Source organism: Klenkia brasiliensis (genome assembly GCF_900100695.1).
Taxonomy (GTDB): Bacteria; Actinomycetota; Actinomycetes; order Mycobacteriales; family Geodermatophilaceae; genus Klenkia; species Klenkia brasiliensis.
Genome location: NZ_FNCF01000004.1, coordinates 474,085 through 496,422, shown reverse-complemented (window position 1 = coordinate 496,422; position 22,338 = coordinate 474,085). Strand labels below are relative to the sequence as shown.

Here is a 22,338-nt window from a genome sequence, read left to right as displayed (position 1 = left end):
TCGCCGTCAGGCCAGGCTGACCGCCCCGCCCGAGGACCGCCGCCACGAGGCGTGCAGGCCCGCGTACACCCCGGGGACGTCGACCAGGTCGGCGTGCCGCCCGCGCTGCACCACCCGGCCGGCGTCGACCACCAGCACCTCGCCGGCGCGCTCGGCGGTGGACAGCCGGTGCGCGATGGTGATCGTCGTCCGGCCGTCGGTGAGCAGGTCCAGCGCCCGGGTCAGCCGGGCCTCGGTGGCCGGGTCGACCGCGCTGGTGGCCTCGTCGAGCACCAGCAGGTCGGGGTCGGCCACGTAGGCGCGGGCGACGGCGACCAGCTGCCGCTCCCCCGCCGACAGCGACTCCCCGCGCTGACCCACCTGGGTGGCCACGCCGTCGGGCAGGCCCTCGACCCACCCGCCCAGGCCCAGCTCGTCGAAGGCGGCGGCGATGTGCGCGTCGGTCATCCCGGGCCGGCCGTAGCGGACGTTGTCGGCCACGGAGGCGTCGAAGAGGAACCCGTCCTGGGGCACCATGACCACCCGCTCGCGCAGCGAGGAGAACGCCACCCGGTCCAGCGGCACGCCGCCGACCAGCACCTGGCCCTCGGCGGGGTCCATCAGCCGGGTCAGCAGCTTGGCGAAGGTGGTCTTGCCCGACCCGGTCTCGCCCACCACGGCCACCCGGGTGCGCGGGGCGATCTCCAGGTCGACGTCGTCCAGCGCGGCACGGGCACCGGGCGCGTACCGGAAGGTCACGTGGTCGAAGCGGACCCCCAGCGGCCCCGGCGGCAGCTGCCGGCCGTCCGCGGGGTCCTGCACGTCGGGCTCGGTGTCGAGCACGTCGAGGACCCGGCGGAACCCGGCGACGGCGTTCTGCGCCTCGTTGAGCACCTCGCTGGCGGTCTGCACCGGCGCGACGAACAGCGTGACCAGGAACAGGAAGGCGACCAGCGTGCCGGCCGAGATCTGCCCGCCCACGCCGAGCAGCACGCCGACCACGACGACGGCGGCGTTGGCGACGGCGGCGACGAACTCGCCGCTGACGTACACGCCGGCGGTGGTGCGCTGGGCCTGCACCGAGGCCCGGTAGTGCCGGTCGATGGCGGTGTCGATGCGGGCAGCGGTGCGGGCCCGCACGCCGTAGGCGCGCACGGTCGGGGCGCCGACGACGGACTCCCCCACCGCGGCGAGCACGTCGCCGACCCGCTCGCGGACCACGCCGTAGACCTCGGCCAGGCGCTTCGCGAACCACTTCACCGCGTAGCCCAGCGGCACGAAGCAGACCAGCACCAGCAGGGTCAGCTGCCAGCTGTAGAAGAACATCACCACGGTGGCCACGACCAGCTGGCCGAGGCTGACCAGGCCCAGCACACCGCCCCACTGCATGAACACCGACAGCTGGTCGACGTCGCTGGTGACCCGGGAGACCAGGTTGCCGCGGCGCTCGCCCTGCTGGTGCAGCACCGAGAGGTCGTGCACGTGCCGGAAGGCGCGCACCCGCAGGCCCGCCAGCGCGGTCTCGGTGGTGCGGAACAGCCGCACGTTCATCCGGTAGACCGCGAACGCGGTGACGAGCACGACGACGGCGCACACCGCGACGAGCTCGCGCACCAGCGGGATGTCCGGGCCGCCCGCGGCACCCAGCCCGCGGTCGAGGGTCTGCTGCACCGCGATCGGCACGACGACCCGCCCGGCGGTGGCGACCAGCGCGAGGGCGAAGGTCACCGGCAGGCCGCGGCGGAACTCCGGCATCATCCGCAGGCCGCGGCGGAGGGTGGCGGTGGCGGACTCGGTGGCCCGCTCGGTCACGGCGGTCATGCCTGCGCCCCGGCGGGCTCGGGCTCGGCGGCGGTGACCTCGTCCGGCGGTTGGTAGGCCTGCACGAGCTTGGCGTAGCCGGGCACCCGGGCGAGCAGCTCGGCGTGGCTGCCGCGGGCGACCAGCCGGCCGCGGTCGATCCACAGCACCTCGTCGGCCAGCGAGATGGTGGCCTGCCGGTAGGCCACGACCACCACGGTGGCCGGGGCGTCGGTGGTGCGCAGCGCGTCGAGGATGCGCGCCTCGACGCTGGGGTCCACGGCGCTGGTGGCGTCGTCCATCACCAGCAGGCGGGGACGGCGGACGACGGCGCGGGCCAGCGCGAGCCGCTGCCGCTGGCCGCCGGACAGGCTGGCGCCGCGCTCGCCGACCCTGGTGTCCAGGCCCTCGGGCAGCCGGTCGACGAAGTCCTCGGCGGCGGCGACCCGCAGCGCCTCCTGCACCTGGGCGTCGGTGAAGTGCGCGCCAAGGGTGATGTTGCCGCGCACGGTGTCGTCGAAGAGGAACGTGCCCTGCGCGACGAAGGCGGCCTGCCCGGCGACCTCGCCCTCGCGCAGGCTGCGCAGGTCGACGCCGTCCATCAGCACCGCCCCGCTGTGCGGGTCGACGAGGCGGACCAGCAGCCCGGCCAGGGTGGACTTGCCCGAGCCGGTGGGGCCCACGACGGCGACCGTGCGGCCGGCGGCGACGTCGAAGGTGACGCCGTGCAGCACCTGGTTGGTGCGGCCGTCGGCGTCGGTGTGGCCGAAGTCGACCGCCTGCACGCCCACGCCGGCGCCGCCGGTGCCGGCGGGGGCGGCGTCGGGGCCGTGCGGGGTCTCGCCCTCGGCCTGCAGGACCGGGGTGACCCGGTCGAAGCCGGCCATCGCCCGGGGCAGGTCGGCCAGCACCCAGCCGATCGCGCGGATGGGCAGCGCGAGCAGGGTGAACAGGTAGGCGATGGAGACCAGGTCGCCGGCGTTCGTCGCACCGACGGCGACCTGGTTGGCGCCCACCAGCAGGACGGCGAGGGTGCCCAGGTTGGGCAGCGCCTCCATGATCGGGTCGAACAGGCCGCGGACCCGGCCGACGGCGACCAGCCCGTCGCGCAGCTCGTCGGCGCTGCCGGCGAACCGGCGGGTCTCCTCGGCCTCCCGGCCCAGGGTCTTGACCACCAGGGCGGCGTCGAAGGACTCGTGCGCGATCTCCGACACCTCGGCGCGCAGCTGCTGGGCCCGCGCCATCCGCGGGCTCATCACCTGCGAGTACAGCGCGTTGGCGACGAAGACCAGCGGGAAGACGACCAGGCCGACCAGCGCCAGCAGCGGGTCGGTGAGGAACAGCGCGACGACGGTGATGGCGACCATGACCAGCGCGCCGCAGGCGAAGGGCAGCGGGGAGACGAAGAACCAGCTGGCCTCGACGTCGGAGTTGGCGTTGGACAGCAGCTGGCCGGTGGGGTGGCGCTGGTGCCAGGACAGCGGCAGCCGCAGGTACTGGCCGGTCACCCGGCGGCGGTACTCGGCCTGCAGCCGGAAGCTCATGATGCCGGCGAACAACCGCCGGCCGATGATGCCGATGATCTTGAGGACGGCGACGGCCAGGATGGCGACCGCGGCCAGGGTGAGCGCGCCGGCGGTGGCCGAACCCCGCTCGAAGGAGGGCAGCACGACCCGCTCGGTGATGCCGCCGATGACGTAGGCGCTGGCCACGGTCATGGCCGCGTAGAGGCTGCTGCCGAGGACGGCGAGGGTGAACATGCCGCGCTGCTCGCGGATCGCCCGGCCGACGTGCCGGAACCCCCGGCGCATGACCTTCTTCTGGTCCCGTTCGCTGCGGACGACGGTGTTGCCTGTGCTGCGCGCGGACACGCGTCTCCCTACGGGGTGGTGCTGCTGGGTGTTCCCTGAGACTACCCGCGGTCCTTACCCGGGCTACGGGATTTCGGTGGCGCGGTACAACGGTCGCGTGACCGACTCCCCCGCGCTGTCCCGGACCGAGCGCGCCGCGCTCGCCGACCTGCTCGCCGACCTGGGCCCGGACGAGCCGACCTGCTGCGAGGGCTGGACGACGGCCGACCTCGCCGTCCACCTGGTGGTCCGCGACCGGCGGCCGGACGCCGCCCCGGGTGCGGTGGTGGGCGGGCCCTTCGCCCGGTGGACGGCGCACGTGTCCGACCGGTGGCGGCGCGGCACCCCGTGGCCGGCGCTGCTGGACCAGCTGCGCAGCGGCCCGCCGGCGTTCCTGCCGACCGCGTGGGACCCGGTGGACCGGCTGGTCAACGGCGCGGAGATGACCATCCACCACGAGGACGTCCGGCGGGCCCGGCCGGGGTGGGCGCCCCGCGAGCTGCCGGCCGCGGCGCAGGACGTCCTGTGGGGCCAGGTGCCGGTGCTGGCCCGCACCCGGCCGCGCGGGGGCGGGCTGGTGGTCCGCCGCTCCGACACCGGGGCCACCCGCACCGTCCGGTCCGGATCGCCGGCCACGACGGTGACCGGCGAGCCGCTGGAGGTCCTGCTGTGGGCCTCGGGCCGGGACTCCGTGGCCCGGGTCGAGGTCTCCTAGAGCGGCTGGTCGGCCTCGCGGCGGATCGGCACGCCGGCGGCGTCGAGGGCCTGCTTGACGTCGCCGATCCGCAGGTCGCCGAAGTGGAAGACGCTGGCGGCCAGCACCGCGTCGGCGCCGGCGGCCACCGCGGGGGCGAAGTGGTCGGCCGCGCCCGCTCCCCCGCTGGCGATGACCGGCACGGTGACCTCGCGGCGCACCGCCTCGATCATGGCCAGGTCGAAGCCGGCCTTGGTGCCGTCGGCGTCCATGGAGTTCAGCAGCACCTCGCCGACGCCCAGCCGGGCGGCCTCGACGACCCACTCGACGGCGTCCCGGCCGGTGCCGCGGCGCCCGCCGTGGGTGGTGATCTCGTAGCCGGAGTCGGTGGCCGCGCCGTCGGTGCAGCGCCGGGCGTCCAGGGACAGCACCAGCACCTGGTTGCCGTACCGGTCGGCGATCTTGGCGATCAGCTCGGGCCGGGCGACGGCGGCGGTGTTGACCGCGACCTTGTCCGCACCGGCGCGCAGCAGCTTGTCCACGTCCCCGACGGTGCGCACGCCGCCGCCCACGGTGAGCGGGATGAACACGCTCTCGGCGGTGCGGGAGACCACGTCGTAGGTGGTCGCGCGGTCGCCGGAGGAGGCGGTGATGTCCAGGAAGGTCAGCTCGTCGGCGCCCTCGGCGTCGTAGACCCGGGCCATCTCGACCGGGTCGCCGGCGTCGCGCAGGTCGACGAAGTTGACGCCCTTGACCACCCGGCCGGCGTCGACGTCCAGGCACGGGATGACCCGCACGGCCAGGCTCACGGCTGCACCACCGCGTCGGCCTCGACCTCGACCACCATCGCGGGGTCGATCAGCGCCGCGACCTGGACCATCGCGGTGGCGGGCCGGTGCGCGCCGAAGAACTCGCCGTGCACCCGGCCGACGGCCTCCCACTGCGCGCTGTCGGTGACGTAGAGCCGGGTGCGGACGACGTCCGCGGCGCCGGCACCCACCCGGTCGAGGGCGGCGAGCACGTTGGTCAGCGCCTGCCGGGTCTGCTCGGCGGCGCCGCCGTCGACCAGCACGCCGTCGCGGGTGCCGGTGGTGCCGCTGACGAAGACCAGGTCGCCGGTGCGCACGACGCGGCTGTAGCCGACCACGTCCTCCCAGGGCGAGCCGGAGCCCAGCCGCCTCACCCGGCGGCCTCGACGGTGAGCGCCAGCGCCTCGGGCAGGGTGAACTGGCCGGCGTAGAGGGCCTTGCCGACGATGGCGCCCTCGACGCCGACGCCCGTCAGCCCGACCAGGGCGCGGATGTCGTCCAGGCTGCTGACCCCGCCCGAGGCGATGACCGGCCGGTCGGTGGCCGCGCAGACCTCGCGCAGCAGCTCGAGGTTGGGCCCGCGCAGCGTGCCGTCCTTGGTGATGTCGGTGACCACGTAGCGGGCGCAGCCCTCGGCGTCCAGGCGGGCGAGGGTCTCGTAGAGCTCGCCGCCCTCGCGGGTCCAGCCGCGGGCGGCCAGCCGGGTGCCGCGCACGTCCAGGCCGACGGCGATGCGGTCGCCGTGCTCGGCGATGGCCCGGGCGCACCACTCCGGGGACTCCAGCGCCGCGGTGCCCAGGTTGACCCGCCGGCAGCCGGTGGCCAGCGCCGCCTGCAGCGAGGCGTCGTCGCGGATGCCGCCGGACAGCTCCACGTCGACGTCGAGCTCGCCGACGACGCGGGCCAGCAGCTCGCGGTTGGAGCCGCGGCCGAAGGCGGCGTCGAGGTCGACCAGGTGCACCCACTCGGCGCCGTCGCGCTGCCAGGTCGTCGCGGCGTCCAGCGGGTCGCCGTAGGAGGTCTCGCTGCCGGCCTCCCCCTGGACCAGGCGCACGGCCTGGCCATCGGCGACGTCGACGGCGGGGAGCAGCTGCAGCTTCGGCACGGTGACAGCCTAGGGAGCGGCGACGGTCACCCTCGCCGCACCCGCGTCATCGATCTCCGCCACCCGGCCGAGGCATCGTTCGACGCTGATCGACCACTTCTGCGTCGGAATGGGCTCTCACCGTCATATGACGGTTGACCTGCGGATTCGTAGTGCTCGACGGCGTTCGCGGCGGTAGACTTCGAACACCTGATCGAACGATGGCGAGGGGGTGCCCGGTGGGTCTGGACGACACCCAGCCGTGGACGCCCGAACCCCTCGCCCCCGGCGCCCTCGGTGGCGAGCGGCCACCGGCCCCCTCCCCGATGTCCGCCGCCTCCCGGCTACCCGAGCCACCACCGGCCGACGTCTGCGCCGCCGTCGAGGCTGTACTGGCCGCTGCGCGTACCCCGCTGGACGACGGGACGTCGAACGCACAGCTGCTGGACCGCGCCCGGGGGCTGGCGCGGCTGGTCAACCTGGCCCAGGCCGAGCTGGCCCGCACCGTGGCGCACGCGGAGTCGATGGGTGCTGCGTACGCCGACGGGTTGACCGGGATGAAGCCGTGGCTGCGCGGCCACGCCCACCTGACCGGACCTGACGCCGCCGCGGTGCTCGCCGCCGGTCGGCTGGCCCAGCGCATGCCCGCGGTCGGCGCCGGTGCCGCGGCGGGTGGGATCGCCGCCGGCCAGCTGGTCGTGATCGGCCGGATCCTCACCGACGACGTCTGGGCCACCGGCGAGGCGGCCGGCGTCGACCTGCCCGCCCTCGACGTGGTCGTCGCCGAGGCCGCGATGCGCTCCCCCCGCACGCTGGCCGATGTGTGCCGGCGGATCGCCGACGCCCTCGACCCCGACGGCCCGGCACCGAGTGACCCCACGAAGGGCCGCGGGCTGCGGATCACCCGCCGCGCCGACGGGTCGAGATCGATCCGCGGGCAGCTCGACGCTGGCGGTGGTGAGCAGGTGGAGGCCGCGCTGGAGGCGATTGCGGCCGCCGGGCGCTGCGAGGGTGACCTGCGCTCCCGCGAGCAGCGCGCCGCTGACGCCCTCGTGCAGCTCGCCGCGCTGCACCTGGCCGCCGGTGACCTGCCGATGCTGCGCACGACCAAGCCCCAGATTACCGCGCTGATCCAGCTCGAGGACCTCGCCGACCCCGACACCCGGCCCGCCGCCACCCGCCTGGGCTCCGGCGCCACCACGACGAACACCGTGGCCCGGCAGGCCGCCTGCGACGGTGACGTCGCCCGCATCCTGCTCGGCCCCGATGGCCTCCCCCTGGACGTCGGCCGGGCGCACCGCCTCGTACCCGCCCACATCCGCCGCGCCGCCGAGGTCCGCGACCGCGGGTGCGTGTTCACCGGCTGCCACGCACCCGCCTGGTGGTGCGACGCCCACCACCTCACCCACTGGATCGACGGCGGCGAGACCTCGCTGACCAACACCGCCCTGCTGTGCGAACGGCACCACACCCAGGTTCACCACGGCTACCGCCTGGAGTGGGACCCCGACGACGGGCACTGGCGCACCTTCCGGCCCGACGGACGCGAGATCATCACCGGCGTCCTCACCGACACCACCGGCCAACCCATCGACCACGAACGGCAACACGACCCACCTCTGTTCGACCCAGCTGCCGGTTGACGGCAGGCTCCCGGCCGTGGAGTTCTCCGAGGTGCTGCGACGGCGGCGGATGGTGCGCGACTACGACCCCGACCGGCCGGTGCCCCCCGAGGTCAGGGAGCGGCTGCTGGCGCACGCGCTGCGCGCCCCCAGCGCCGGGTTCAGCCAGGGCTGGGCGTTCCTGGTGCTGGAGAGCCCCGCCGAGCGGGAGGCGTTCTGGGCCGCGACCACGGACGGCGGCGCGCCCGACGGCTGGCTGACCCGGATGCGCCGCGCCCCGCTGCTGGTGGTGCCCTTCAGCCACAAGACGGCCTACCTGGACCGCTACGCCGAGCCGGACAAGGGCTGGACCGACCGGGACGAGGCGCGCTGGCCGGTGCCCTACTGGGACGTCGACACCGGCATGGCGTCGCTGCTGGTGCTGCTCACCGCCGTCGACGAGGGCCTGGGCGCGTGCTTCTTCGGCGTCCCGCCCGAGCGGGTGCCGGCGCTGCGCGAGGCCTTCGGCGTCCCCGAGGGGTACCGGCCGGTGGGCTGCGTGTCCGTCGGCTACCCGGGCACCGACGACAGGCGGTCGCCGTCGCTGCGCCGGGGCCGGCGCGGGGTGGACGAGGTCGTGCACCGCGGGCACTGGGGCGCCACCGGCGCACACTGAGGGCGTGCGGGGGCTGCAGCGGGCGGGACGCCGGTCGAACCTGGCGCTGCTCGGGCTGCTGCTGGTCGCCGGCGGCACGGGGGTGCTGGGGTTCGCCGTCGGCACCCCGCTGGCCGGCCGGGTGGTCGCGGTCGCGCACGGCGCCGCCGGGCTCGGCCTGCTGCTGCTGGTGCCGTGGAAGACCGTCGTCGTCCGGCGGGCGCGGGCGAAGCCGCCGCAGCTGCGCGCCCCGGCCGCGGCGTACTGGCTGACCGGGCTGGTGGCGGTCTGCGTGGTCAGCGGGGTGCTGCACGCCGCCGGCGCGGCCGGCATCTGGGCCACCTCGGGGACGCCGGTCGCCGCCCTGCAGGTGCACGTGGGTGCGGCGATCGTGCTGGTCCTCGCCCTGGTCGCGCACATCTGGGGCCGGCACCAGCGGCCACGCCGGGTGGACCTGTCCCGCCGCACGCTGCTGGGCACCGGCGCCCTGGCCGGCGGCTCGCTGGCGCTGTGGGCGCTGACCGAGGGCGTCTGGCGGGTCACCGGCGCACCGGGCGCGCGGCGCAGCGGCACCGGCTCCTACGAGCGCGGCACCGACGACCCCACCGCCATGCCGGTCACCCAGTGGGCCTCGGACAACGTCCCCGACGCCGTCGGCACCTCCATCACGCTCACCGGGGGTGGGCGGGAGGTCGTCGTCCCCCTCGCCGACCTGGACCGCGGCGACGAGGTGCGGGCCCGGCTGGACTGCACCGGCGGCTGGTACGCCGACCAGGACTGGCGCGGCACCACCCTGGCCCGCCTCGTCGCCGACCACCTCGGCGAGGTCGAGGGGGCCCAGTGCCTGCAGGTCACCTCGGTCACCGGGTTCTCCCGGCGGATCCCGCTGCGCGACGCCGGCGGCACGCTGCTGGCCACGCACGCCGCCGGCCGGCCGCTGTCGGCCGGCCACGGCGCCCCGGTGCGGCTGGTCGCCCCGGGTCGGCGCGGCGTGTGGTGGGTGAAGTGGGTGGACCGGGTCGAGGTGCTCGACTCCCCCTGGTGGCTGCAGCCGCCGTTCCCGCTCCAGTGAGCGCCGGGGTGGGCGCTCAGTCCAGGGTGCGCAGCCAGTTGGTGAGCAGTGCGGCCCCGGCGTCCCCGGACTTCTCCGGGTGGAACTGGGTGGCCTTGAGGGCGCCGTTCTCCACCGCGGCGACGAACCGGTCGCCGTGCTCGGCCCAGGTCACCGCCGGCGGCGTCAGCGGGCCGGTGCCGTCGCGGCCCAGCGGGAAGTCGCGCACGCCGTAGGAGTGCACGAAGTAGAACCGCTGGTCCTCGATGCCGGCGAACAGCTCGCTGCCCTCGGGCGCCTCGACGGTGTTCCAGCCCATGTGCGGCAGCACCGGCGCGTGCAGCTCCTCGACGGTGCCGGGCCACTCCGCGCAGCCCTCGGCGTCGTAGCCGTGCTCGATGCCGCGGTCGAAGAGCACCTGCATGCCCACGCAGATGCCCAGCACCGGCCGGCCGCCGGCCAGCCGCTTGCCGATGATCCGCGGCCCGTCCACCGCGCGCAGGCCGTCCATGCAGGCGGCGAAGGCGCCCACCCCGGGGACGACGAGGCCGTCGGCCGCGAGCGCGGCGTGCGGGTCGGCGGTGACCTCGACATCGGCACCCACCCGGGCGACCGCGCGCTCGACCGAGCGCAGGTTGCCCGACCCGTAGTCCAGGACGACGACCTTCTTCACCCGCCCCACGCTACCCAGCGGCCGCCACCGCCGAGATCACCCCGGGTCGGCTGCGGCCTCCCCGCCGTCGGGGCAGCAGCCGACCCGTCATCGTCGGCCGGACAACTCTCCCCTCACGTGAGGGTAGGGTTCGGCGCGGCCCCGCAGCGCGGCGGAGCGGCCCCCCTCCCCCACCTGCGGAACGGAACGATGACCTCTGCCCTGCGCGCCCCCGGCTGGACCACCGCCCTGCGCGACCCCCGCACCCTGCGCACCGAGGTCCTCGCCGGCCTGGTGGTCGCCCTGGCCCTGATCCCCGAGGCGATCAGCTTCTCGATCATCGCCGGGGTCGACCCACGGGTGGGGCTGTTCGCGAGCTTCACCATGGCGGTGACCATCGCCGTCGTCGGCGGCCGGCCCGCGATGATCTCGGCGGCCACCGGCGCGGTCGCCCTGGTCGTCGCGCCCCTGGTGGCCGAGCACGGCCTGCCCTACCTGATCGCGGCGGTGCTGCTCGGCGGTGCGCTGCAGATCGCCCTCGGCCTGCTCGGGGTCGCCCGGCTGATGCGGTTCGTGCCGCGCAGCGTGATGGTCGGCTTCGTCAACGCGCTGGCCATCCTGATCTTCGCCGCGCAGGTGCCGCAGCTGGTCGACGTCCCGTGGCTGGTCTACCCGATGGCCGCCGCCGGCTTGGTGATCATCTTCGGTCTGCCGCGGCTGACCACCGCCGTCCCCGCGCCGCTGGTCGCCATCGTGGTGCTCACCGCGGTCGCCGTCGTGGCCGGCGTCGACGTGCCCACCGTCGGCGACCAGGGCGCGCTGCCCGACAGCCTGCCGGCGCTGCTGGTGCCCGACGTCCCGCTCACCCCGGAGACGCTGCGGATCGTGCTGCCCTACGCCCTCGGGCTCGCCGCGGTGGGCCTCCTCGAGTCACTGATGACCGCCACCCTGGTCGACGACCTGACCGGCACCCGGTCCTCCAAGCGCCGCGAGTCGGTGGGCCAGGGCATCGCCAACGTGGTGACCGGTGCCTTCGGCGGCATGGGTGGCTGCGCGATGATCGGCCAGACCATGATCAACGTCCGGTCGGGGGCGCGGACCCGGCTGTCCACCTTCCTGGCCGGGGTGTTCCTGCTCGTGCTGGTGGTCGCGCTCGGCGACGTCGTCGCGGTCATCCCGATGGCCGCGCTGGTCGCGGTCATGGTCTTCGTGTCGATCGCCACCTTCGACTGGCACTCCCTGCGCACCCTGCGCCGCATGCCGCGCAGCGAGAGCGCGGTGATGCTGGTGACCGTGGCGGTCGTCGTGGCCACCGACAACCTGGCCATCGGGGTCGGGGTCGGCGTGCTCACCGCCTGCGTGCTGTTCGCCCGCCGGGTTGCCCACCTGGTCGCCGTCGTCCCCGGGCCGGTCGAGGACGGCGTGCGCACCTACCGGGTCAGCGGGGCGCTGTTCTTCGCCTCGAGCAACGACCTGGTGAACTGGTTCGACTACGCCGGCGACCCGGACCGCGTCGTCGTCGACCTGTCCGCCGCCCAGGTCTGGGACGCCTCGTCGGTGGCCGCGCTGGACGCCGTCGAGCACCGGTACGCCGCCCGCGGGACGACGGTGGAGCTGGTCGGCCTGACCGGGACGGCCGGGCACTGGCACCGCCGCATGGCCGGCACCCTGGGCGGCGGACACTGACCTGCATGGGCGCGCACGGGATGCTGCAGATCGGTGAGGTCGCCGACCGGATCGGGCTCTCGCTGCGCACCATCCGGTACTACGAGGAGGTCGGCCTCGCCGTGCCCTCGGCCCGCAGCGACGGCGGGTTCCGCCTCTACACCGAGGACGACGTCGAGCGGCTGCGGGTGATCATGCAGATGAAGCCGCTCGGGTTCTCCCTGGAGGAGATGCGCGAGCTGCTCACCGCGCTGGCCGAGGGCGGCCCGGCGGAGCGGCTGGCGCACTACCGGGCGGCCGCCGCCGAGCGGGTCGACGCGCTGCGGGCCCAGCTGGCCACCGCCGAGGCCTTCGCCGGCCGGCTCAGAACCTGAGGAGCCCCGAGGCGATCGCCAGCGCCGCGGCGAGCACCAGCAGGCCGGCGAACACGACCTGCCCGCTCGTCCGGCCCTTCTCGGGGTGGTCGGCGCGGAAGATGGAGAACGCACCGCCCAGCAGGAACAGGCCGATGGCGACCAGCCCGGAGGCGAGACCCACCGGTTACAGCGCGCCCTTGGTCGAGGGCACGTCGGTCACCCGCGGGTCCAGCGCCACGGCGGTGCGCAGCGCCCGGGCCAGGGCCTTGAACTGGCCCTCGACGATGTGGTGGGCGTCGCGGCCGGCGTAGAGCACGCGCACGTGCAGCGAGATGCGGGCGTTGAACGCGAAGCTCTCCAGCACGTGCTTGGTCAGCGACGTCGGGTAGTCCGGCCCGATCATCGGCGTCATCGTCTCGGGCTCGGCGTGCACGAAGTAGGGCCGGCCGGACAGGTCGACGGCGGCCTGCACCAGCACCTCGTCCATGGGGATGGTGGCGTCGCCGTAGCGGGTGATGCCCTTCTTGTCCCCGAGCGCCTCGGCGAAGGCCTGGCCCAGGGCGATGGCGACGTCCTCGACGGTGTGGTGGGCGTCGATGTGCAGGTCGCCGTCGGCCTGCACCCGCAGGTCGATGCCGCTGTGCTTGGACAGCGCGGTGAGCATGTGGTCGTAGAACCCGACCCCGGTGGCGATCGAGCTGGTGCCGGTGCCGTCGAGGTCGACCTCGACGACCACCTTGGTCTCGTTGGTGGTGCGCTCGACGCGGGCGGTGCGGCTCATGCCGGTCATCCTCCCAGCCCTGGGCCGGCGGCTCTGCGCAGGTCGGCGGTGACCTCACCCAGGGCGGTGAGGAAGGCGTCGGTCTCCTCCGCGGTGCCGGCGGTGACCCGCAGCCAGCCGGGCAGGCCGACGTCGCGGACCAGCACCCCGCGGTCCAGCAGCGCACGCCACACGGCGGGGGCGTCGGCGAACCCGCCGAACAGCACGAAGTTGGCGTCGCTGGGCACGCTGGTCAGCCCGAGGCCGGGGAGCGCGTCGACGACCCGGTCGCGCTCGTGCTTGACCGCGTCGACGGTGGCCAGCAGCGCGTCGGTGTGCGCCAGCGCGGCGCGCGCCGCGGCCTGGGTGAGGCTGGACAGGTGGTAGGGCAGCCGGACCAGCTGCAGGGCGTCGACGACGGCGGGGTCGGCGGCCAGGTAGCCCAGCCGGAGACCGGCCATGCCGAACGCCTTGCTCATCGTGCGGCTGACCACCAGGCGCGGGCGGCCCGCGAGCAGGGTGAGCGCCGACGGCGTGCCCTCGCGGGCGAACTCGGCGTAGGCCTCGTCGACGACCACCACGCCGTCGAAGGCGTCGTGCAGCGCGGTCACCGTCTCCAGCGCCACCGCCGTCCCGGTGGGGTTGTTCGGGCTGGTGACGAAGACCAGGTCGGGCCGGACCTCGCGGACCTGGTCGACCGCGGCCGCGGTGTCGATCGTGAAATCCGCCCGCCGGTGGCCGTCGACGAAGGTGCCGCCGGTGGCCGCGGTGATCAGCGGGTGCATCGAGTACGACGGCGTGAACCCCAGCGCGGTGCGCCCGGCGCCGACGAAGGTCTGCGAGAGCTGCTGCAGGATCTCGTTCGAGCCGTTGGCGGCCCACACCTGGTCGGCCCCGACGGCCGTGCCCGAGCGGGACAGGTAGGCGGCCAGGTCGCCGCGCAGCGCGGTGGCGTCGCGGTCGGGGTACCGGTTGAGCTCCAGCGCGGCCTCGCCAAGTGCGGCACCGAGGTCGGCGAGCAACTCGTCGGGCAGCGGGTGCGGGTTCTCGTTGGTGTTGAGCCGGTGCCGGGCGGGGACCTGCGGGGCCCCATAGGGCGACCGGCCCCGCAGCTCGGGGCGCAGCGGCAGGTCCGACAGCGACGTCATCGCTGTCGGACGGCGACGGCGGCGGCGTGCGCGGGCAGGTCCTCGGCGTGGGCCAGCACGTCGACGTGCCGGGCGACGCCGGCCAGGGCCTGCTCGTCGTAGTCGACGAGGTGGATGCCGCGCAGGAAGGTCTGCACCGACAGGCCGCTGGAGTGCCGGGCGCACCCACCGGTGGGCAGCACGTGGTTGGAGCCCGCGGCGTAGTCGCCCAGGCTGACCGGCGACCACGCACCGACGAACACCGCACCGGCGTTGCGCACCCGCAGCGCGACCTCGCGGGCGTCGCGGGTCTGGATCTCCAGGTGCTCGGCGGCGTAGGCGTCGACCACGGCGAGGCCGGCGTCGAGGTCGTCGACCAGCACGATGCCCGACTGCGACCCGCCCAGGGCGGTGGTGATCCGGTCGCTGTGCTTGGTGGCCGCGACCTGCTCGGGCAGCAGCGCGACCACCGCGTCGGCGAGCTGCTCGCTGGTGGTCACCAGCACGGCGCCGGCCAGCGGGTCGTGCTCGGCCTGGCTGATCAGGTCGGCCGTGACGTGCACCGGGTCGGCGGTGTCGTCGGCGAGGATCGCGACCTCGGTCGGGCCGGCCTCGCTGTCGATGCCGATGAGGCCGCGCAGCAGCCGCTTGGCCGCGGTCACGTAGACGTTGCCCGGTCCGGTGACCATGTCCACCGGCTCGCAGGACCCGGCGCCGTAGCCCAGGACCGCGACGGCCTGGGCCCCGCCCACGGCGTAGACCTCGGTGACGCCCAGCAACGCGCAGGCGGCCAGCACCCCGCGGTCGGGCAGGCCGCCGTTGTCCCGCTGCGGCGGGGTGGCCACGGCGATGGACTCCACACCGGCCAGCTGCGCGGGGACGACGTTCATCACCACGCTGGACAGCAGCGGGGCCAGGCCACCGGGGACGTAGAGCCCCACCCGGCGGACCGGGACCCAGCGCTCCGTGACCGTGCCGCCGGGGACGACCTCGGTGGTGACGTCGGTGCGCCGCTGGTCGGCGTGCACCTTCCGCACCCGGCGCACCGACTCCTCCAGCGCCTCGCGCAGCGTCGGGTCGATCGAGGCCAAAGCGTCCTCCAGCGCGGCCTGCGGGACGGCGAAGTCCTCGGCGTCCACCCCGTCGAACCGGGCGGTGATCTCGCGGACGGCCTGGGCACCGCGGTCGCGCACGTCCTCGCAGATCGGCCGGACGGTGGCCAGCACGCTGTCGATGTCGGTGCCGGCCCGCGGCAGCAGCCCGGTGAGCTCACGCACCCCCGGCAGCTGGGATCCACGCAGGTCGATGCGGGCGAGCACGGGTACCTCCAGAAGGCCGGGCGGACCTGTCCAGGGTAGTTGCGCGGCACTGGGCCGGCGTCCGCCCTCCCCCGTAGGGTTCGGGCCGTGGGCGAGCTGATCCCGTTGTTCCCGCTGGGGAGCCCCCTGTTCCCGGGCGTCGTGCTGCCCCTGCAGATCTTCGAGCCCCGGTACCGGCGCCTGGTCGCCGACCTGGTGGCCCGGCCCGAGGGCAGCGGCCCCCGCTCGTTCGGCGTGGTCGCGATCCGCCAGGGCTGGGAGGTCGAGCGGGTCGCCCCCGCCGAGGCGCTGTTCGACGTGGGCTGCACCGCCGTGCTGCGCGCGGTCACCCCGCAGGCCGACGGCGGCTACCGGCTGGTCACCGTGGGCGCCGACCGGTTCCGGCTGCTGGACGTCGTCGTCGCCGACGACCCGCCCTACCTGCAGGCCGAGGTGGAGTGGCTGGGCGAGGAGGAGGCCGCCGAGGAGGCGGCCGGGGACGCCGAGGGCCTGGTCACCGAGCCCGGCACGCTCGCCCCCGCCGACGACGACGTCGCCGCGTCCGTGGCCAAGGGCTCGCTGGACCTGCTGGTCAGCAGCGTCTCGGGCCTGTTCGCCCGCTACGTCACCGAGGTGGCCGCGCTGCGCAGCGGCGGCGGGCCGCTGGAGGTCGACGACGAGGAGGAGGCCGAGCTGCTGGCCGACCTGGGCCTGGACGGCGCCGAGGGGGACGCCGCCGACACCGCCGACGGCGCCGCGGCGGCCCTGCTGCGCCAGGTCGGGGACGACGCGCGCGGGCTGTCCTACCTGGTCGCCTCCGCCGCGCTGTTGACCACCGACGACCGGCAGGCGCTGCTCGCCGAGTCGGCCACCCGTCGCCGGCTGGCCGCGGAGTCCCGGCTGCTGCGCCGCGAGCTCACCCTGCTGCGCGAGCTCGGCGCGGTGCCGGTGCCGATCCAGCAGTTCGCCGGGCCGATGACCCCCAACTAGGCGCCTGCGCCTAGTTGATGCAGCTGGTGTCGGCGGCGGTGCGCTCGGGGTTGACGTAGGAGTCCGGGACCACGGGCGCGCTGGTCGGCGCGGCGGCGGTGACCGGCTGGCCGACCCCGTTGAAGTCGGTACCCAGCACCAGGGCGACCGTGCCGGGCGCCAGGGTGTCGTCGACGGCGACCGCGGCGCCGGGCACCCGTGCGGCCAGGGTCGCCGCCGCGGCGTCGTCCCCGGTCCGGTGGGTGATCGTGGTGGTCGCCGAGGCGGGGGCGTTGCCGCCGCTGCTGGCCACGAAGCCCGCGGTGGCGAGGTCCTCGGCCGCACCGGCCGCGGCACCGGAGACGCCGGAGCCGTTGAGGACCGACACGGTGACCTGCGCCGGGGCCACCGTGGCCGGCGCCTGCGCCGGGGCCGGGTCGGCGGCGGGCTCGGGCTCGGTGGTCAGGTCGGCGAAGAAGTCGGTGAGCACCTGCGCGGGCGGCAGCTGGAGGACCGACACGCCGTCGACGCTGGCGTCGGTGAGGCCGGGGATGGTCTGGAAGGTGATGCTGCCCGGCTGCACGCCCTGCATCTGGGCGGCGAGGGTGAAGATGTCCAGGCCGCGGTCGAGGGTGACCGAGCTGCCGACCTGCTCGACGACCTGGCGCTGCTTGTTCGGGTTGAGCATCAGGTCCGAGGACAGCAGGTTGCGCAGCATGCCGGCGATGAAGACCTGCTGGCGGGCGACCCGGTCGAAGTCCGAGGACCGCTCCCCCACGCCGTGCCGCTGCCGGACGAACAGCAGCGCCTGGCTGCCGGTGAGGGTCTGCGGGCCGGCGTCGAAGTGCGCGCCGGTGACCGTGTCGTCGCTGGGCTGGCACAGGTCGACGTCGACGCCGCCCACGATCGAGGTCAGGTTGATGAACCCGAGCAGGTTGACCTCGGCGTAGTGGTCGATCTGCAGACCCGACAGGTTGCTGATCGTCTGGATGAGCAGCCGGGCCCCGCCGGCCCGCTTCTCCTCGTCGCTGCCGTCGACGTCGTCGTAGCCGGCGGCGTAGGCCGAGTTCAGCTTGCCCTTGCCGTGGCCGGGGATCTGCACGTACATGTCGCGCGGGAAGGACACGAACGACGCGGCCGACCCGTCGGCGGGGATGTGCACCAGCATCATCGTGTCGGTGTTGTGCAGGTCGTCGGGGTCGCCGGTGGCGTACTCCTCGATCTGCTGCTCGGTCAGCCCGGCGCGGGAGTCCACGCCCACCAGGAGCATGTTCATCTCCTGGCCGGCGTGGCCGTCGCCGTTGATGTCGCTGTTGCCGGTGGTCGGGATGGCGTCGGTGCGGTTGACGCTGGCCTCGGCCACCCGGACCAGGTACCAGCCCCACCCGCTGCCGGCGACCAGCAGCACGCTCAGCACGCCGGCCAGCGCGCGGACGGCGACGGCGACCCGGTGGCCGCCGCCGGTGGGTGCCCCGGCGGTCCGGCCCAGCCGCGGGTCCAGGCGGGCGGGGAGCTGGGGCGGGCGCTCGTCGCTCACGACCGGCCCCCGTGGGGGTCGGTCGTCAGGGCGAGGTCAGCGGAACTCCGGAGCACGGAACCGAGAGTGACAGCTGAACAGCAGCGCGTAGTGGAGCGACGGGCCCGTCGGGTAACGGTTCGTCACTCCCGGATCGCGGGTCCCGCCAGTCCCGCAGGCTCGTCGCGGCCGAGGTCGTCGCGGCCGAGGTCGTCGCGGCCGAGGTCGTCCCGGCTGGCCAGCACGGTGGCCACCACGTAGACGAGCACGGCGGCGAAGGGGCCGACGGCCAGGGCCGCCAGCATGTTGAGGTCCACCGCGGTGGTGACGACGGTGCCGACCGTGCTCAGCTGCTCCCGCGAGGGGCCCCGGCCCAGCACCGCACCCAGCTGCCACGCGGTGACCGAGGCCGCGAGCATGCCCACCGCCAGGCCGACCAGGGTGACCACGCCCCGCCGACGCCGGCGCAGCCAGCCCAGGAGGCCGGCCAGCAGGCCGAGCCCGCCGAGCAGGAGCACGAACACCCCGTCGTCGGAGGCGAACAGCTCCGGGTCGACCAGCCCGCCGCCGGTGACCTGCACCGCGCCGTCGGTCGAGGTGACGGTGAACTGCGCCCGCGGGGCCAGCCACACCCACAGCAGGCCGGCGGCCAGACCGAGCACGGCCAGCACGACCACGGTGACCACCGCGCCGCGGACGTCGCCCCGGCTCCCGCGCAGGCCCGGCACACCCGCCCGCACCGCCGGCGGGTGCTCGTCGGCGGGGACCGGCTGCGGGCCCGGCGCCGGGGCCGGGGACGGGGACTGGGCGGCGGTCACGTCAGCGATTCGACCACAGGGGCACGGCGGCGGCGCTCAGAGGATGGCCACGCTGGTGGGACCCAGCAGCGCCTTGATGTCGCCCATGAGCGCGGTGCTCGGCCGCACCGAGAGGCGCTGGTCCAGCCGCAGCACCGTCTCGCGCTGCCCGTTGATCAGCTTGAGCTGCACCTCGGTGGTGCCCGGGTGGCTGCCCAGCACTTCGCGCAGCCGCTCCACGACCGGCGGGGTGCACCGGGCGGCGGGCATGGAGACCAGCACGGGGCCGCGGGGGCCCTCGGTGAGCTCGGGGATCATCACCTCGGAGCCGAAGATCGAGGGCGTGTCGTCGCGCCGGGAGATGCGGCCCTTGACCACGACGATCTGGTCGCGGGCGACCTTGTCCTGCACCTCGAGCCACGTCTTGGGGAAGAACAGCACCTCGATGCCGGCCTCGAGGTCCTCGATGGTGGCGATCGCCCAGGGCGCACCCTGCTTGTTGGTGCGCGGGGAGACCGCGGTGAGGATGCCGGCGACGGTGACGTTGGCGCCGTCCTCGACGCCGCCGGCGAGGATCTCGGCCAGCGCGGTGTCGGCGTGGCTGGTGAGCACGTGCTCCACGCCGTGCAGCGGGTGGTCGGAGACGTAGAGGCCGAGCATGTCGCGCTCGAAGACCAGCCGCTCGGCCTTGGACCAGTCGGCGGTGCCCAGCACGACGTCGAAGGCGCCGGCCCCGGAGTCGTCGCCGCCCATGTCGCCGAACAGGTCGAACTGGCCCTCGGCCTCGCGCCGCTTGACCGACATGGCGGCGTCGACGGCCTCGGAGTGCTTGACCGCGATGGCCTGGCGGGAGTGCCCGAGGGAGTCGAAGGCGCCGGCCTTGGCCAGGGAGTCGATGACCTTCTTGTTGCAGGCGACGGTGTCGATCTTGCGCATGAAGTCGTTGAAGTCGCGGAAGGCGCCCTTCTCCTCCCGCGCCTTGACGATCGAGGCCACCACGTTGTGCCCGACGTTGCGCACCGAGGCCAGGCCGAAGCGGATGTCGTCGCCGACGGCGGTGAAGTCCCAGGAGGACTCGTTGACGTCGGGCGGGAGCACCTTGATGCCCATCCGGCGGCACTCGGCCAGGTACACCGGGCGGCGGTCCTTGTCGTCGCCGACGCTGGTGAGCAGGCCGGCCATGTACTCGGCCGGGTAGTTCGCCTTGAGGTAGGCCGTCCAGTAGGAGACCAGGCCGTAGGCCGCCGAGTGCGCCTTGTTGAACGCGTAGTCGGCGAAGGGGACCAGGATGTCCCACAGCGTCTTGACCGCCGCGGCGGAGAAGCCGTTGGCCTTCATGCCGGCCTCGAAGCCGACGAACTCGGCGTCCAGCACCGACTTCTTCTTCTTGCCCATGGCGCGGCGCAGCAGGTCGGCCTTGCCGAGGGAGTACCCGGCGACCTTCTGCGCGATCGCCATGACCTGCTCCTGGTAGACGATCAGGCCGTAGGTCTGGCCGAGGATCTCCTCCAGCGGCTCGGCCAGCTCCGGGTGGATCGGCGTGATCTCCTGCTGGCCGTTCTTGCGCAGGGCGTAGTTGGTGTGCGAGTTGGCGCCCATCGGCCCGGGCCGGTACAGCGCGCCGACGGCCGAGATGTCCTCGAAGTTGTCCGGGCGCATGAGCCGCAGCAGCGACCGCATCGGGCCGCCGTCGAACTGGAAGACCCCGAGCGTCTCGCCCTTGGACAGCAGCTCGTAGGTCTTGGGGTCGGTGAGGTCCTTGCTCAGCTCGTCGAGGTCGATCGCGGGCTTGCCGTTGATCTCGATGTTGCGCAGCGCGTCGTCGATGACCGTGAGGTTGCGCAGGCCCAGGAAGTCCATCTTGAGCAGGCCGAGCGTCTCGCAGGTCGGGTAGTCGAACTGCGTGATGATCGCGCCGTCGGCCTCGCGCCGCATGATCGGCACGCTGTCGATGAGCGGGTACCGGCCGATGATGACGCCGGCGGCGTGCACGCCCCACTGGCGCTTGAGGCCCTCGAGCTTGCGGGCCTGGTCGACCACCTCGGCGGCGCCCGGGTCGGACTCGTAGCGGGCGCGGAACTCCGCGGCCTCCTTGTAGCGCGGGTGGGCCGGGTCGAAGACCCCCGTCAGCGGGATGCCCTTGCCCATCACGTCCGGCGGCAGCAGCTTGGTGAGCTCGTCGCCGACGGAGAAGGGCCGGTCCAGCACCCGGCCGGCGTCCTTGATGGCGGCCTTGGCCTTGATCGTGCCGTAGGTGACGATCTGGCTGACCCGCTCCTCGCCGTACTTCTCCGAGACGTAGCGGATCACCTCGCCGCGCCGGCGCTCGTCGAAGTCGATGTCGACGTCGGGCATGGAGACGCGCTCGGGGTTGAGGAACCGCTCGAAGATCAGGCCGTGGGCCAGCGGGTCGAGGTCGGTGATGCCCATCGCGTAGGCGGCCAGCGAACCGGCCGCCGAGCCACGGCCCGGGCCGACCCGGATGCCGTTGTCCTTGGCCCAGTTGATGAAGTCGGCGACCACGAGGAAGTACCCCGGGAAGCCCATCTGCGTGATGATCCCGACCTCGTAGTCGGCCTGCTTGCGCACGTGGTCGGGGATGCCGCCGGGCCAGCGCTTGTGCAGCCCGCGCTCGACCTCCTTGATGAACCAGGAGGTCTCGTCCTCGCCCTCGGGCAGCGGGAACCGGGGCATGAGGTCGGCGCCCTCGGTGAAGGTGACCTCGCACTGCTCGGCGACCAGCAGGGTGTTGTCGCAGGCCTCGGGCATCTCGGTGAACAGCCCGCGCATCTCGGCGGCGGACTTCAGGTAGTAGCCGTCGCCGTTGAACTTGAAGCGGTTGGTCTCGTTCAGCCGCGCCCCGGTCTGGATGCACAGCAGGGCGTCGTGGGCCTCGGCGTCCTCGCGGTGGGTGTAGTGCAGGTCATTGGTGGCCAGCAGCGGGATGCCGAGGTCCTTGGCGATCTCCAGCAGCGCGGGCTTGGTCTGCTTCTCGATGGACAGGCCGTGGTCCATGACCTCGGCGTAGAAGTTCTCCCGCCCGAAGATGTCCTGGAAGTCCGCCGCCGCCTGCCGGGCGCGGTCGACCTTGCCCGCCCGCAGCCACATGTTCACCTCGCCCGAGGGGCAGCCGGTGGTGGCGATCAGGCCCTTCCCGTACTGCTCGAGCAGGTCGCGGTCGAAGCGCGGCTTGCGGTACTGGCCCTCGAGGCTGGCCAGCGAGGAGAGCCGGAACAGGTTGTGCATGCCCTCGGTGGTGCGGGCCAGCAGGGTCATGTGGGTGTAGGCGGCCTTGCCCTTGGACGAGGCGCCCTCGCCGTCCTCGTCGGCGATGGCGCCGAAGTCGTAGGGCGCGCGGTCGAACCGCGAGCCGGGCGTGTAGTAGCCCTCCATGCCGATGATCGGCTTCACGCCGTTGGCGTTGGCCTGCTTGTAGAAGTCGTACGCGCCGAAGACGTTGCCGTGGTCGGTCATGGCCAGCGCCGGCATGCCCTGCTCGGCGGCGGCCTTGGTGACCTCGGGCAGCTTGGCCGCGCCGTCGAGCATCGAGTACTCGGTGTGCACGTGCAGGTGCACGAAGTTCTCGGCGTCGGGCACGGGGGCTCCTCACTGGTCGGTGGTGCAGGTGCTGGTGGTGCTGACCGGCGGGGAAGGCCGAGTGCGCGATCAGGTCGG

The 22,338-nt window shown here is 74.2% G+C and carries 20 protein-coding genes; 7 read left to right on the top strand and 13 right to left on the bottom strand.

Going from position 1 to position 22,338, the window contains the following annotated elements; translation table 11 throughout:
- Positions 1-6: 6 nt before the first annotated feature.
- On the bottom strand, positions 7-1,800 hold the full coding sequence (locus BLT39_RS14285; protein WP_091064405.1) for an ABC transporter ATP-binding protein: 1,794 nt from the start codon (positions 1,798-1,800) through the stop codon (positions 7-9).
- Complete coding sequence (locus BLT39_RS14280) at positions 1,797-3,650, bottom strand: ABC transporter ATP-binding protein (RefSeq protein ID WP_242658411.1); 1,854 nt, start codon at positions 3,648-3,650, stop codon at positions 1,797-1,799. The genes BLT39_RS14285 and BLT39_RS14280 overlap by 4 nt, the downstream gene beginning before the upstream one ends.
- Positions 3,651-3,747: 97 nt before the next feature.
- Between BLT39_RS14280 and BLT39_RS14275 the strand changes: the two genes are divergently transcribed.
- Complete coding sequence (locus BLT39_RS14275) at positions 3,748-4,344, top strand: TIGR03085 family metal-binding protein (RefSeq protein ID WP_242658410.1); 597 nt, start codon at positions 3,748-3,750, stop codon at positions 4,342-4,344.
- Here BLT39_RS14275 and hisF read toward each other — a convergent pair.
- From hisF to priA, 3 genes are read right to left on the bottom strand one after another with little or no spacing between them, the layout of a single operon-like run.
- Complete coding sequence (hisF, locus tag BLT39_RS14270; RefSeq protein WP_091064396.1) at positions 4,341-5,132, bottom strand: imidazole glycerol phosphate synthase subunit HisF; 792 nt, start codon at positions 5,130-5,132, stop codon at positions 4,341-4,343. The two genes, BLT39_RS14275 and hisF, sit on opposite strands and share 4 nt — an antisense overlap.
- On the bottom strand, positions 5,129-5,506 hold the full coding sequence (locus BLT39_RS14265; RefSeq protein WP_091064393.1) for a RidA family protein: 378 nt from the start codon (positions 5,504-5,506) through the stop codon (positions 5,129-5,131). Before BLT39_RS14265 ends, hisF begins: the two co-directional genes overlap by 4 nt.
- Complete coding sequence (gene priA / locus BLT39_RS14260; protein WP_091064389.1) at positions 5,503-6,237, bottom strand: bifunctional 1-(5-phosphoribosyl)-5-((5-phosphoribosylamino)methylideneamino)imidazole-4-carboxamide isomerase/phosphoribosylanthranilate isomerase PriA; 735 nt, start codon at positions 6,235-6,237, stop codon at positions 5,503-5,505. The genes BLT39_RS14265 and priA overlap by 4 nt, the downstream gene beginning before the upstream one ends.
- 218 nt (positions 6,238-6,455) lie before the next feature.
- On the opposite strand from priA, the gene BLT39_RS14255 reads away from it, so the two are divergent.
- The 3 genes from BLT39_RS14255 to BLT39_RS14245 are packed head-to-tail and all read left to right on the top strand — an operon-like array spanning position 6,456 to position 9,544.
- Positions 6,456-7,859 (top strand): HNH endonuclease signature motif containing protein, encoded by a 1,404-nt coding sequence (locus BLT39_RS14255; RefSeq protein ID WP_242658409.1) that lies wholly within the window; start codon positions 6,456-6,458, stop codon positions 7,857-7,859.
- A gap of 16 nt (positions 7,860-7,875) precedes the next feature.
- Positions 7,876-8,493 (top strand): nitroreductase family protein, encoded by a 618-nt coding sequence (locus BLT39_RS14250; RefSeq protein WP_091064386.1) that lies wholly within the window; start codon positions 7,876-7,878, stop codon positions 8,491-8,493.
- A 4-nt stretch (positions 8,494-8,497) separates the two neighbouring features.
- Positions 8,498-9,544: a molybdopterin-dependent oxidoreductase gene (locus BLT39_RS14245; protein WP_091064383.1), complete on the top strand. Its 1,047-nt coding sequence runs from the start codon at positions 8,498-8,500 to the stop codon at positions 9,542-9,544.
- 16 nt (positions 9,545-9,560) lie between these two features.
- On the opposite strand, the gene hisH is transcribed toward BLT39_RS14245, so the two are convergent.
- The gene (gene hisH / locus BLT39_RS14240) at positions 9,561-10,196 is read right to left on the bottom strand and encodes an imidazole glycerol phosphate synthase subunit HisH (protein ID WP_091064380.1); all 636 of its coding nucleotides are present in this window, start codon (positions 10,194-10,196) and stop codon (positions 9,561-9,563) included.
- A gap of 189 nt (positions 10,197-10,385) precedes the next feature.
- Between hisH and BLT39_RS14235 the strand changes: the two genes are divergently transcribed.
- Positions 10,386-11,861 (top strand): SulP family inorganic anion transporter, encoded by a 1,476-nt coding sequence (locus BLT39_RS14235; protein WP_091064377.1) that lies wholly within the window; start codon positions 10,386-10,388, stop codon positions 11,859-11,861.
- Positions 11,862-11,866: 5 nt separating this feature from the next.
- Positions 11,867-12,214, top strand: a complete 348-nt coding sequence (locus BLT39_RS14230; protein ID WP_091064374.1) for a MerR family transcriptional regulator — start codon at positions 11,867-11,869, stop codon at positions 12,212-12,214.
- On the opposite strand, the gene BLT39_RS22495 is transcribed toward BLT39_RS14230, so the two are convergent.
- From BLT39_RS22495 to hisD, 4 genes are read right to left on the bottom strand one after another with little or no spacing between them, the layout of a single operon-like run.
- Positions 12,204-12,377, bottom strand: a complete 174-nt coding sequence (locus BLT39_RS22495; RefSeq protein ID WP_165640275.1) for a hypothetical protein — start codon at positions 12,375-12,377, stop codon at positions 12,204-12,206. The two genes, BLT39_RS14230 and BLT39_RS22495, sit on opposite strands and share 11 nt — an antisense overlap.
- 3 nt (positions 12,378-12,380) lie before the next feature.
- Complete coding sequence (hisB, locus tag BLT39_RS14225) at positions 12,381-12,977, bottom strand: imidazoleglycerol-phosphate dehydratase HisB (RefSeq protein WP_091064372.1); 597 nt, start codon at positions 12,975-12,977, stop codon at positions 12,381-12,383.
- A gap of 5 nt (positions 12,978-12,982) precedes the next feature.
- Positions 12,983-14,104, bottom strand: a complete 1,122-nt coding sequence (locus tag BLT39_RS14220; protein ID WP_091064370.1) for a histidinol-phosphate transaminase — start codon at positions 14,102-14,104, stop codon at positions 12,983-12,985.
- The gene (gene hisD / locus BLT39_RS14215) at positions 14,101-15,402 is read right to left on the bottom strand and encodes a histidinol dehydrogenase (protein WP_091064368.1); all 1,302 of its coding nucleotides are present in this window, start codon (positions 15,400-15,402) and stop codon (positions 14,101-14,103) included. Before hisD ends, BLT39_RS14220 begins: the two co-directional genes overlap by 4 nt.
- Positions 15,403-15,489: 87 nt before the next feature.
- Between hisD and BLT39_RS14210 the strand changes: the two genes are divergently transcribed.
- Positions 15,490-16,371: an LON peptidase substrate-binding domain-containing protein gene (locus tag BLT39_RS14210; RefSeq protein ID WP_091064365.1), complete on the top strand. Its 882-nt coding sequence runs from the start codon at positions 15,490-15,492 to the stop codon at positions 16,369-16,371.
- 10 nt (positions 16,372-16,381) lie between these two features.
- Here the strand turns inward: BLT39_RS14210 and BLT39_RS14205 are convergent, their stop codons facing one another.
- From BLT39_RS14205 to dnaE, 3 genes are all read right to left on the bottom strand, one after another.
- Complete coding sequence (locus BLT39_RS14205; protein ID WP_091064363.1) at positions 16,382-17,887, bottom strand: LCP family protein; 1,506 nt, start codon at positions 17,885-17,887, stop codon at positions 16,382-16,384.
- A gap of 122 nt (positions 17,888-18,009) precedes the next feature.
- Positions 18,010-18,684 (bottom strand): DUF2567 domain-containing protein, encoded by a 675-nt coding sequence (locus tag BLT39_RS14200; protein ID WP_109502159.1) that lies wholly within the window; start codon positions 18,682-18,684, stop codon positions 18,010-18,012.
- A 36-nt stretch (positions 18,685-18,720) separates the two neighbouring features.
- Positions 18,721-22,260: a DNA polymerase III subunit alpha gene (dnaE, locus tag BLT39_RS14195; RefSeq protein WP_242658408.1), complete on the bottom strand. Its 3,540-nt coding sequence runs from the start codon at positions 22,258-22,260 to the stop codon at positions 18,721-18,723.
- Between the last annotated feature and the right edge of the window lie 78 nt (positions 22,261-22,338).

Excerpts from the sequence above, each read along its gene's own strand:
- BLT39_RS14285 (WP_091064405.1), bottom strand. The coding sequence starts at position 1,800 with ATGACCGCCGTGACCGAGCGGGCCACCGAGTCCGCCACCGCCACCCTC.
- hisB (WP_091064372.1), bottom strand. The coding sequence starts at position 12,977 with ATGAGCCGCACCGCCCGCGTCGAGCGCACCACCAACGAGACCAAGGTG.
- BLT39_RS14235 (WP_091064377.1), top strand. The coding sequence starts at position 10,386 with ATGACCTCTGCCCTGCGCGCCCCCGGCTGGACCACCGCCCTGCGCGAC.
- BLT39_RS14230 (WP_091064374.1), top strand. The coding sequence starts at position 11,867 with ATGGGCGCGCACGGGATGCTGCAGATCGGTGAGGTCGCCGACCGGATC.
- BLT39_RS14220 (WP_091064370.1), bottom strand. The coding sequence starts at position 14,104 with ATGACGTCGCTGTCGGACCTGCCGCTGCGCCCCGAGCTGCGGGGCCGG.